Origin of the sequence: Mesomycoplasma ovipneumoniae ATCC 29419 (genome assembly GCF_028885435.1) — a bacterium.
GTDB lineage: Bacteria > Bacillota_I > Bacilli_A > Mycoplasmatales > Metamycoplasmataceae > Mesomycoplasma > Mesomycoplasma ovipneumoniae.
The window spans coordinates 437,788-449,824 of the sequence record NZ_CP118522.1; the positions used below are offsets into that span (position 1 = coordinate 437,788).

Sequence of the window (12,037 nt, forward strand, 5' to 3'; positions counted from 1 at the left end):
TTCCTATTTTTCAAAATTTTATTCTTTATTATAATAAAATTTTTTAATTTCTGAGACTAAATCGATTTTATCATTTCGAAGTAAAATTCCGGTAGTCAAATGTGATGTTAAATTGTTTTGATCATAGTAAAGTTTTTTTTGATCTTTTGCGAGAGTAATTAACTGATTTAAGAAAATTAATTCGCCATTTGTGTTATAAACTCCAGAACCAGAAGCCCCAGGACCATTTGTTACAAAAAAACTTGGGGCGCCATTTTTAATATAAACACCTTTAAACATGTTTTTTGAAAATGCAAACCCAGGTCAAAAGCCGCCAATTTTAGTTGTATAGTCAATTTCGCCGTTTTTTCATGATTTTTCACTAATTTTTAGTGGCGGAAACTGTTGGACATGATCTCAGAAATTAGAAAATTTTTCAAATTGACTGGTAAATCTATTCACATCGTCTTCAACAGTTTTGCCATTTGAATAACGAAAAGAAGATAAAAGTCATTTTTTATGTTTTTGGTAAAAATCAAATATACCTTTAATATCTTCTCTAAATTTAGCATGGTTAAAGTAAAATACCCCTATATCCTTGCCAAAATTGTTGAAATTTTTAGCTTCTCGAAAATATCTTTTGTGCAAATTAATGCTAAATTCACTTAATTGTCTTGAGGTAACTGGTCTTATATAGATTGAATTACTTCTTCGATTTCTATTGTTTCTTTTCATTAATTGCTCAATTTGTTTGTCATATTCAGATTTTATTCAAAATAAACTTAACATTCCAGAATTAGCTAATGAACTAAGGGTATTAACATTATCATTAAAATAAAAACGCATGAAAGGATAAGCCATTAATTCTCAAAAAGGTCTCTTATTAACATATAAAACGTGTTTATTTGTTAAAAAAACACTTTCACCTTCGTGAGAATCAAGTAATATGGCAGTTCCGGTTGAAAACCTTACATTTCTCTGAAAAATATCTTTGTATCTTTGATCTGAATAGTCAAGCGATCTAAAACCAAAATAATCTGGTTTAAAATTTTTTTCTCGAAAACGAGGATTGAAGTAACCAAAAAAAGTTTTCCTTGCATCTTCGTTTTGAGAAAGACTGCCTGTATTTATTTTGTCAAGTCAATAAATATTCAAGTTTTCATTTTTTTCACCTAGAAAATGATCATCATTTTCTTGTTTTATCACGTTTGGCTTTAGGGCAAAAGCTTCATATGAAAAAGAATTACCTCGAACTTTATTAGTTACATCAAATCCGATTTTTTGGGCGGGTTTATTGTCATAATTGCTTAGTTTTGAAAATTCTAACTTTTCATTTATTATCGGTGTTTTTTCAACAGGCAAATCTTCAACAACTTGGCTTATTTCTGAATTTACCAGCGGAATTTGTTCGGGATTTGGCTCAGGTTTTTGTTCAAGTATTTGCTCAAGTTTTGGATCAAGCTCAACTTTAGGTTCAGGTTTTTGCTCTGGTTTTGGTTCAAGCTTTGGCTTGGGTTTTGGTTTATTTGATTTGACTAAAGATTCTAATGATGAAAAATTTAAATTGTCGATTTGACTTTTGTTTAAAGACGGATTTTGAATTGTTGATATTGATGAATTTGCTAAATTATGATTATTTTTAGAAGTGGAATTTTCAGCGATACGGTTATTATTTTCACGGGTTAATGGTGAATCATTATTTGAATCATTTATTGTTCTGATATTTCCAATTGGATTCAAATTTTGAGTAATTTGTGCCAAATCATTTTTTGGAGTTTCTAACTCTGGTAAAATTTGATTTTTTGGCTGATTTTCTTCAGTAATTACTGGATTTTTAGCACTTTCATCCTTATTTTTTCTATCTTGGAAAGGTATAAAATTAGTGCATGAAATTACAAAAAAATTAACCAAAAGCAAAGGTGCTAAGGATTTGAAAAATTTAAATTTCATAACTAAACCGCCCTTCTCCTTATTCGACAATCAATTTTATAATATAAAATTATAACAAAAAATATGTCAAAAAAATAAATATTATTATATTTGACGTTAAAGGTAAGATTATTCGATATTTAGTTAAAAATGATTAAAAAGGATTTTAAATTTTTAAGAGTTAATGATTAAAAACGGTAAAGTGATAATTAAAAGCACAAAACCAACAACAAATCCCAGAAAAATTGGCAGAATAGATAGCTCTTTTTGTTTTTGTTTGACAAAATTATAATCAATTTTTGGACTAACAGGTTTAAATCCTCGTTTTTCTAACATCCTATTTTGCGATTGAATTCGCCATTTATGATAAGAAATTGAAAAACTACTAAATAAACCAAGTCTTAATACCGTCGCAAGAACTGAAATTGAAATTGATAAAAGTCCCAAAATTGAAACTACGTCATATCAAACTTTTTCTTGAACAAAACCCATCACAAAACCAATAATAGCTAAAAATAGTGCTCAAAGAATCAAAGCTAAAATTGAACGTTTCTGGATTTTCCGTCTGAAAATAGCGCTGTAAAAAAACGAAAAAATAAACATGATAATAAACCGTCGAATTTAAGTAAAATAATTTTAAATATATTATATACTAAAAATTGATTTTTTATTTTTAAACGGTTAATAGTCAAATTATTTTTTTTCCATTTTTGCAAAATGATTGTATCATTTTAGTTTTAGTGCTCAGTCTTTTAGGAAAAACTGAATAAAATTATATATTTTATATATTTATAGTCTAAACAATAACAAATTTTATAATTTGGTAAAATGCTAAAAAATTATAAAAACTTTTAACCATTTTTTACTAATTATAATATAATTTTATATATTATTTAGTCATGATAGAAAATAACGATACTTACCTAGCAACAAAATTTGATCATTTTTCCAATTGAAAAAAAGAACGAAAGATTTCATTAATTTTTTCTTTACTTATTATTTCAATTACAATTTCGCTAATCGGATATTCAATGATTGAAAACTGTAGCGAATTTGTTCTTGACAAATATTATTTTATAAGCTTTACTAATTATTTCCAAAATTTTAGTGCCTTTTTTTACTTGACCTACCAGTCAAACTTAATTTACGGAATTACCTTATTTACGTTCGTCCTTAACGCAACCCAGCGAAAATTTCAAATTTTATTTGTTTTTACAGTAATTTTAACAATTGTTTTGATTGTTTTTTGATCTATATTGGCTTGAAATTTAAATTTGACTTGATCAGTTTTAGCAACAACATCAACTGTCCATTTTTTCCATCCAGTTTTTGCAATATTTGTACTCTTTTGGTATCGAAAACAATTTTCAGTTAGTAAATTAGGTTTAGGTTTTGGGGTTATTTATTCAGTTTGTTATTATATTTTTTGTGTGCTTCTGTATTTTTTCACACTTAGACAATGAGTTGCGCCTGAAATTAAAAAAGTCGGAGCTCAAGAGATAAAAAATATGGTATTTTTTTACACAGGTTTAACTATTTATCCATTTGTAAATTTTTTACATCCATTTTTTTATTCAGGAAACAGCCACTCAGTCGTAATTTTGTTAAACCTGTTAATGGCTTCTTCGGTTGTTTTTCTTCCATATATGATTTCACTTTTTTATATTAATATTTTTGGAATTAAAGCAACAAATTGGCGTGTAACCCGAGAAATAAAATCGATTTATAATCGTTTAAAAGCATTTTTCTGAGTTTCCAAACCAAAAAATTAGGAGTAATTTGTTAAAAAAGTGGCTAAAATTGTTGTTGGTCTTTCAGGTGGCGTTGATTCTGCGGTTAGCGCATACCTTCTAAAAAAACAAGGGCATGAAGTTATTTGTGTCTTTATGAGAAATTGAGATTCTGACCTTAACAATGATTTTTTAGGTCAGAAAAATTTAGGCGACAATCATATTTGTCCGCAAGAGCAAGATTGGCAGGATGCAAAAAAAGTGGCAGAGCAACTAAATTTGCCAATTTTCCGTGTAGATTTTGTAAAACAATATTGAGATGAAGTTTTTAGCGATCTAATTCAAAAGTACAAATCCGGTTTAACTCCAAATCCTGACATTTTGTGTAACAAAAACATAAAATTCAAACATTTTCTTGATTATGCAATTAATGTTCATCAAGCCGATTTTATTGCAATGGGTCACTATGCAAAAACAAAAAATGGAAATTTGTTTACTCCAAAAGACAAAAATAAAGATCAAACTTATTTTTTAGGACAACTTTCAAAAGATCAGCTAAAAAAAACAATTTTCCCGCTTGGCGATTATTTAAAAAGTGAAGTTAGAGAAATTGCCAAAAATTTAGAGCTAATGAATGCAACAAAAAAAGACTCAACCGGAATTTGCTTCATTGGTGAAAGAAAATTTACTGATTTTCTCCAAAATTATATTCCTGCTCAACCTGGTCCAATCGTCGATATTACCACAAATGAAATTATCGGAAAACATATTGGAATTATGTATTTTACAATTGGGCAACGAAAAGGTTTTGGCCTAAGCGGAATGAATGAACCTTATTTTGTTGTTGGTCACAATCTTCAAGAAAAAATTTTGTATGCGGCTCCATCAAGTCAAAAAATTTGACTTGAATCAAACCAGCTTTTAGCAATTAATGCTAATTTTTTGACAGAAAATTTTCCACTTGAAAATTTAAAAGCCAAATTTCGCTACCGTCAAGAATTTGTTGAGGTTAATATTAAAATAATTGACCAAAATTCTTTTTATGTTTATTATCAAAATTATACTGCAGTAACGCCTGGCCAACAAGTTGTGATTTATTCTCAAGATCAAGTTGTTTTAGCTGGCGAAATATCACTTATTTTCCGTGATGGCAAAAAACTTGATTATTTAAGTTAAAAAATCACGAGTTTCCCAGTTTGTTGAGATAATCTTAAAAAGTGTCCAGTTTTTCAGGGTTTTTTAACTAAAAAAGCAAAATTATGAAATTTTTAAACTACTTTTTTAGTTTAAAACACTGACAAAAACCATAAAAAATACAACTACTATTTAAACTCAGTGCAAATACAAAACTCGTTTTTATTTGCAGCGAGCCTAAAAAAACATATGAAGTTTTGAAAGAACAATAACTAAAAGCCTTAAATTTGAAGATTTCTAAACGGTTAAATTTAAGGCATTACATCATATTTAAAAACATGATGAAAAATTCGCACTATCAGAGCACATTAGACAAAAAACATAACTAATTCCTCCCTTAATTCAATATAAAATTTATTAATTCATTCTTAGTGACTCTATTATAACAGAAATTTTTTTTAGACCAAGCATTTTTTTTTTTTTTTTTTTTGCAAATGGTTAATTTTAAAATAATAAAAATTAAGATTTTAGTGTAAAAAATACCTGTAAATCCGGGTCTTTTTGAATATTTATATTCACTAAAAAGTGAATTTTTGCCATCAAACTGGCAAACTCAGGAAAAACTTGATTATTTAGGTAAAAAAAATTAAATTAATTTAAAAAAAGTACGATTATAGCCAATAACTTTGCCTTTTATTGCGCTAAGAACCTCAAATGATGTCAATGGTTTATTTAAATTTCGTGCAATTTGACTCCAGTCAATTACTTGATTTAGGCCAAAAATTTCAAGTTGGTATTTTCCTTGGCCGTTTGTAAGACCAGGAAGATAAATAACTCCGTATTTTGCTTTAATAAATTCAAATTTTTCAGAAGAATCTAAATTAATTTTTTTAGCAATTGAATCAGCACAAAATGATCCAAAGCTATTAAAAACAGGAATATCACTATCAAAAAGATCAAAACTATTTTTTCCAGCACTTAAAGTCGTTTTATAATCATCAGTTTTTTTGATAATTCCAACCCGATTTCAGACATTTAGTCCAACTCCAAGCGAAAAATTTTCGGCAAAACTAGTTATAATTATAGCATATTCTTTAATTTTATCAGATTCAGAATAAATTTCAATGTCAAAATTACGGGCACTAAAAAATGGACTTGTGCCTTGTTTTCCTAAAAATTCGATGTCTAAAAGATGATAATCATTTTCTCTGGCAATTAGTGCTGATGAGCTAAAATTTATCGGTAAAAAATCAAGAAAAAAATTTTGCTCTTCTTTGGCCAGTGGTGCATTTAGCTCACTTTTGGAAATCTGTTTTTTTACAAGCAAATTATTTTCAACTTTTCCATGAGAACGGTATAAAAACGAACTAATTCCAAAATCAATAACATGATTTTTGATTAATTCAAGAAAATCATCGTAAAACAGAGGCTTATTTTTTAAATCTTCAGGAATTATATTTTCAACATCAAGGGCAAAAACCTCGAGTCGATAGTTATGATCATTAGCTGGCGGCAGCGGCCCGAAATAAACTCCATCAGGATGAGGTCGATAAAATGAATCAAGCAAATAATTATTGGCATGACGGGTCATTGAATTCTCAAATTGATACATTTTATCTTGTCGCGAAAAGGAGTCATCTCATTTTAGCTTGTTTTTTTTAATATTGGCCGCAACTCAGTGAATAAAAACAAAACCTAATTCAGCTGTTGCTTCATAGTCAATTAAAGTAAGGGCATATGATTTTGCGCCTTTGACTTTGTCTCATTTTAACGGAAAACTTACCGAATTAGGGTATTTTTTACCTAAATTGCCATTACCAAATTGGGTGTCTAAAACGCCATTTTTAACATCAGGGATATAAATTTTTATCATATTTTTTAGTCTTTATCAATATTTTTTGTATTAATTATTACAATTTCATTTGTTGGTGGACCTAGGATAGGAGTTGCTTTAAGAAATTGGACATATTTGTCTGGTTCTGATAGTTTTTTTAAATTTTGCTCAAGATCAATAGGTTGGAAAGGCAAAAGGTTACCACTTTTAAGAAAACCACTAATATTTATTCGTCTTTCAACGTAAAATATTTTTGGATTTTTAGGGTCTTGTTTCTTAACTTCATCTTCAAGTTGAAGCAAACTTGCACTATAAAGTCCGCCTTGATGGAAATTATTAGAATTGCTAAAAGGATATTTCTGGATTTTGTCAGTGAATTTATATTTATCAAAATCATCAATCATCCCAATTTGTTGAGGTGCAACTTCTTCTCTAGTTTGAGGGCCTTGGACTGGTAAAGGCAAATTTTGTTGGAAAGTTGTGACTTTTTGGGATGAATTTTGTGAAAAAAGGTTTGGTTTTTGATTTATTAAGTTTTTTTGGCTTGTAGATTTAGGTTCATTTTGATTTTGACCTTGATTTTCAGGTTGACTTTTAGTCTCAGGGGTATCAGGATTTTGGTCAATTATTCAATAAATACGATAAATTGCATCTTTTATTGTATTAGTTGACTCATCTACATGAGTTTTTTCGTCATTAAGAAAAAAAGCACGCGGTTGAACTTTATATTTTCGCCCATCTTTGCCTGTTATTGTATATTTTTCTAATCTCTCAGCTAGTTCTGCTTTTTTTTGGTAATTTTTATCATTAAAAATCGGAACATCCAAATTAGTTTTGAAATTATCTTGGATAATTTTATTTAGTCTATTCAAGATTTTATAGTCATAATTTCATCAATAGGAATTTGAAAGAGCTTGCGTAGTTGCAGATATTATCTGACTAGCAATTAATTGAATTCCGGTAAGACCTATTGTAACTTGGTCATCTTCTTGGGTTGAATTTCCTTGAGTTTGCTGGTTTTGGGATTTAGCTTCTTGCTCTCTTTTCATTTTAAGAGCTAGTTTAGCAAGCGCTTTGATTACCTTATAGGATACATATTCTTCCTTTAATTCGAAATTATTTACAGCAATACCTGATCCAAAATTTTCGGGTAAAAATTCAGGATATACCTTTAAATCTGTGGATTTTAGGTATTTTTCTTGCGATTCTTTTCATCGTTTTAAAAATTCAGAAGCTGTTAAATACGAGGTGCCTTGATAATATTTTTTAACAATTTCAGGAAAATTAGGAGTTTTAGCAAGTTTTTCAAGCTTCTTTTTAATTACTTCATTAGATTCGTTTGGAAGAAAATTTTGGAGATTTAACTCTTTGTTATAATTGTAAATTAAATTGGCAAAGGCATTATTTGCAATATCTTGAGTTTCAATTGATAGTGGCAGATTCAAAATTTCGGTTAATAATTTATATTTTTCTTGGCTTAAGCTATCTGAAAAATTTTTTACATCTTGGCCTTGATTTTCGATGCATGAAACAACAATTAGTGGGAAAGACAAAGGGATTAAAGCCAAAGATTTTTTAAATTTTAATTTCATTTTTACACCTACTTCTAAGCCTTAAATAAAAAACTAAAAGAAAAAAGATATTCTTTTAGTTTTTTCACTTTGTAAAATGATACCATATTTTTCAATTTATGCTTCATTTTTTACATAAATTTCTTCAAAGCCATTTCGCCTTCAAAAAAACCCTTTAAAAACATCATTATTTTGTAGCTTTGCGGATCTTTCGCGTTGATAAAGAGCTAAATTTGAATAATATTCTTTTGAAAAAAAGGGAATAATTCCGTTATAAATTAGTTTTAATGATTTTTTATCTAAAACTATTTTGCAATTTGGAACAGGAAAAAAAATAAAAATAGCATCATCAGGTTTTTTTAAAACAGCTTTTATATCAAGACGAAAATCAATTTTACGTAATTTCATCAGAATATTAAAATTATAAAAATTATAATCACCGTTAAAACTAAAGATTAGTTCTTTTTTATAAAAGTCGTTAAATTCGACTAATTCTTCCAAGGTTTTTGCTTTTTTTATAACAAAAGCCGTCATTCTTGGCGAGAAAAGTTTAGTAAAACTAGGAACAAGTCAATATCCATCTGATAAGTGGTTAACTTTTATTTTAATAAGTTTTGAAATTTTTTCTCTTAATCGGATATTAGCCATAATATTTTGAAAAAAAGTTTGCTATTCCTTCGGCATCATTTGAATCTGTTATAAAATCAGCATGTTGTTTTACTTCTTCAGTCGCTTGACCCATTGCGATGGCTAGTTTAGTTTGGTCAAACATTGAAATATCATTTTTTGCATCGCCAAAAGATAAAGTCTTATCGAGATTTAGGCCATAATTTTGCTTTAAATAATTTAGTCCTTGACCTTTGTTTGAGCCAGAAATCATAATATCAATTACTGAAGATTGCGACTGAACAAAATAAATTCCTTCAACATTTTCAAGTTCAGCCATTGATTTTTCAAAAAGTTCTAAGTTACTATCTCGTTTGATAAGTAAAAATTTTACCACGTCAAGGCTAGAAATTTCGTCTTGGGACAAACTTTCATAGTCATAAAATTTTAAAGGTAATTTTTCAGCTTCAGAAAAATTTTCATTTTCATTTTTAAGGAAAGAAAATCATGGGCATGTTGTTTGTTTTTGGCTAAAAGCTAGCATATTTTTGGTTGTATAAATCAAGAAAAAGACTTGATTTTTGGCCAGGCTCTTAAAAATTTCTAAAACTTGACTTGGACTAAAAGTTGTACTAAAAACAACAGATTCGTTTTTATAGTCATAAATCAGTGAACCATTACAACTTATTATCGGAAAATCTGGTTTTAGTGCAAAATAATATTTTTTTATAAAATATCAAGGTCTACCCGAGCAAAAAATAATTTTTTTGCCATCTTTTTTTAATTTTTCAATTGTTTCAACAGATTTTGGGCTGATCTGGTGATCGGATTTTAATAAAGTTCCATCGAGATCGAAAACAAAATTTTCGATATTTTTTAATTTCTCTTTGATTGTATTATTGTTTTTGTCCATAATATGCGTTTTTACCATGTTTTCGGTTATAATGTTTTTTTTGTAAAACAATATTAGCCTGACTTTGATCAGGATTTATTTGTTTTGTATAAAAGGCCATTTTTGCTACTTCTTCAAGAGTCATAGCGAGTTTAACAGCGTCTTCTGCAGATTTATTAGACCAACAAAAAGGCCCGTGTTCTTTTACTAAAACGGCCGGAGTTGCAATAAAATCAATATTATTTTTATTAAAGTGATCAATTATGACTAGACCAGTATTATGTTCATATTGACCATTAATTTGTTCGTCAGTTAATGAATTTGTGCAGGGAATTGAACCATAAAAATTATCAGCATGCGTTGTTCCTAAGGCAGGAATTTCTTTGCCAGCTTGGGCTCAAGCCACTGAAAAAGGCGAGTGAGTATGGACAATTGCCTTAATTCGCGGATCTGCTTTATAAAGAAGTGAATGAGTTGGCGTATCACTTGATGGATTTAAATCAGTTTCGAGAACATTATTTTCAAGATCAACAGGAACCATATCTGAATATTTCATTTTTTCATAAGAAATTCCACTAGGTTTAATTACATAATATGAGCGATCTGAACTTATGGCCGAAACATTTCCTCAAGTGTGAAGTGCTAATTTTGAATTATATAATAAAAGATTAGCCTCTAAAACTTGTTTTTGTAGTAAAACTAATTCGTCCCTATCTTTGATTTTCATAAGCAATCCTTAAATTTTCAATGAAGAAATCACGTGCTTTTGCGATAATTTGGCTTTGTTTTGCCAAATTATCAGAAAGTGGTAAATTTTGGTCAAAATTTTCTTCTTTGTGTCACATTTCAATTACAAAAGGCACGGCAATTTGGGCTTTTAAAATATAGCGAAAAGCAGAAACAAAATCAACATCACCTTGGGAAAACTCAAGATTTTTAAAAATTCCAGGGAGAGTATCTTTGAAATGAAAGGCAACAATTTCTGATTTTCCTAGTTTAATTTCTGCTTCTAAATCATTTGAAAAACGGGATAAATTACCTAAATCCGGGTATAAAAGCACGCCTGAGCCAATTTGTTTTTGAAGATAAAGTAGTCTTGAGATTGTTCCAGCAAATTTTGTATCCATTGATTCAAATGCGATTGTGACACTATATTTTTTTGCTAATTTAACAATTTTTTTCATTGTTTTAATGAAAAAAATCTCAGAATCAGGATGAGGCTGTTCATAATAAATATCATAAGCAGCAAGCTGAATAATTCTAATTCCGAGATTTTTTGCTAAAATTAGTGCTTTTTCCATAATTTCAAGCGCTTTTTGGCGAACATTTTCATCTTTTGCGCCAAAAGGAAATTTTCGGTGCAATGATAAACACATAGAATTTATATAAAAATCATTTTCAAATAAAGCATCGCGAATTTCTTTAATTTGATTTTTAGAAAAATCAAGACGAGCAGCAAATTCATCACTTTCATCAACAGACATTTCAATAAAATCAAATCCGGCTTTTTTTGCCACTTTAATTTTGTCGACAAATGTCAAACGTTTATCAATTGCTTTTTCGTAAATTCCTAAAGGAAAATTAATGTCAGTATTTTTTAAATTCATCCTTAAATTCCTTTGCTTTTTCTTCAGGATTTTCAGCATCACGAATTGAACGGCCGGCAATGAAAATGTAAATTGGAATATCTTTAAATAATTTAATATCCTCAACTTCAACTCCGCCAGTGATTGTAACTTTAAATCCTAAATCAGCGAGTTTTTTTACAATATCAATATCTTTTTGGGTTCATTTAACTCCGTTAGCTTGCGAATCGCGAGGACGGTGTCAAACAACTTGGGGAACACCTGCATTTTTTCAGTCTTGAACTTGTTCTCAAGTAAAATTATTTGTCATTTCTACTTGAATTTCAAGGTTTTTCGCCATTTTTTGACTGTAATCATGAGAAAGATTGACTAAATCTTTGATTGTCGGAGTTTCAGCTGCGCAAATTACAGTTGTAAAATCGGCACCTGAGTCAAAAAACATTTTTCCAAAAACGTTTCCAGCATCAGCGATCTTACCATCGGCAACAATTATTTTATCAGGAAAATTTTTTCGAAGTTCGGAAATAGCTTTTTTACCTTCAGCGGCTAGTAAAATTGTTCCAACTTCAATAACATCAATATATTTTTCTGCTTTTTTTGCAGACAATATCGCCTCTTCAATACTTTGATTATCAAGAGCAATTTGTAAAAGTGGTAGTGCCATGTTTCATTCCTTTCCTTATAAATTTATATATAAATTATACATTTTTTTATGATTTTTAGATCATTTTTGGCAAAACAATCGATCGTGATTCAAATTTTTGAAAAATTAGAGC

Annotated in this window: 11 protein-coding genes; 2 read left to right on the forward strand and 9 right to left on the reverse strand. The window is 28.9% G+C overall.

Annotated elements, in window-relative coordinates:
• Positions 1–18 precede the first annotated feature (18 nt).
• Entirely contained in the window at positions 19–1,929 is a 1,911-nt protein-coding gene (locus tag PWA39_RS01695; protein WP_081311146.1) for an Mhp366/Mhp367 family surface (lipo)protein, read from the reverse strand.
• Between the two features lie 153 nt (positions 1,930–2,082).
• Positions 2,083–2,511, reverse strand: coding sequence for a DUF3899 domain-containing protein (locus PWA39_RS01700; RefSeq protein ID WP_044285954.1), 429 nt, complete (start codon positions 2,509–2,511; stop codon positions 2,083–2,085).
• A 296-nt stretch (positions 2,512–2,807) separates the two neighbouring features.
• Here PWA39_RS01700 and PWA39_RS01705 point away from each other — a divergent pair, with 296 nt between their 5' ends.
• Positions 2,808–3,680 carry an MAGa3780 family membrane protein gene (locus PWA39_RS01705; protein WP_069099464.1) on the forward strand — a complete coding sequence of 291 codons (873 nt, stop codon included), beginning with the start codon at positions 2,808–2,810 and terminating at the stop codon, positions 3,678–3,680.
• An 18-nt stretch (positions 3,681–3,698) separates the two neighbouring features.
• Entirely contained in the window at positions 3,699–4,814 is a 1,116-nt protein-coding gene (gene mnmA, locus PWA39_RS01710) for a tRNA 2-thiouridine(34) synthase MnmA (RefSeq protein WP_069099463.1), read from the forward strand.
• A gap of 604 nt (positions 4,815–5,418) precedes the next feature.
• On the opposite strand, the gene PWA39_RS01715 is transcribed toward mnmA, so the two are convergent.
• From PWA39_RS01715 to PWA39_RS01745, 7 genes are all read right to left on the reverse strand, one after another.
• Complete coding sequence (locus PWA39_RS01715) at positions 5,419–6,645, reverse strand: YbhB/YbcL family Raf kinase inhibitor-like protein (RefSeq protein WP_069099462.1); 1,227 nt, start codon at positions 6,643–6,645, stop codon at positions 5,419–5,421.
• A gap of 5 nt (positions 6,646–6,650) precedes the next feature.
• Positions 6,651–8,198, reverse strand: coding sequence for a hypothetical protein (locus PWA39_RS01720; protein WP_069099461.1), 1,548 nt, complete (start codon positions 8,196–8,198; stop codon positions 6,651–6,653).
• Between the two features lie 96 nt (positions 8,199–8,294).
• On the reverse strand, positions 8,295–8,825 hold the full coding sequence (locus tag PWA39_RS01725; protein ID WP_069099460.1) for an MPN499 family protein: 531 nt from the start codon (positions 8,823–8,825) through the stop codon (positions 8,295–8,297).
• Positions 8,818–9,696 (reverse strand): HAD family hydrolase, encoded by an 879-nt coding sequence (locus PWA39_RS01730; protein ID WP_069099459.1) that lies wholly within the window; start codon positions 9,694–9,696, stop codon positions 8,818–8,820. Before PWA39_RS01730 ends, PWA39_RS01725 begins: the two co-directional genes overlap by 8 nt.
• Positions 9,680–10,402: an L-ribulose-5-phosphate 4-epimerase gene (locus PWA39_RS01735; RefSeq protein WP_069099458.1), complete on the reverse strand. Its 723-nt coding sequence runs from the start codon at positions 10,400–10,402 to the stop codon at positions 9,680–9,682. The genes PWA39_RS01730 and PWA39_RS01735 overlap by 17 nt, the downstream gene beginning before the upstream one ends.
• Entirely contained in the window at positions 10,386–11,282 is an 897-nt protein-coding gene (locus PWA39_RS01740; protein ID WP_069099457.1) for an L-ribulose-5-phosphate 3-epimerase, read from the reverse strand. Before PWA39_RS01740 ends, PWA39_RS01735 begins: the two co-directional genes overlap by 17 nt.
• Positions 11,257–11,925: a 3-keto-L-gulonate-6-phosphate decarboxylase UlaD gene (locus PWA39_RS01745; RefSeq protein WP_069099456.1), complete on the reverse strand. Its 669-nt coding sequence runs from the start codon at positions 11,923–11,925 to the stop codon at positions 11,257–11,259. The genes PWA39_RS01740 and PWA39_RS01745 overlap by 26 nt, the downstream gene beginning before the upstream one ends.
• Between the last annotated feature and the right edge of the window lie 112 nt (positions 11,926–12,037).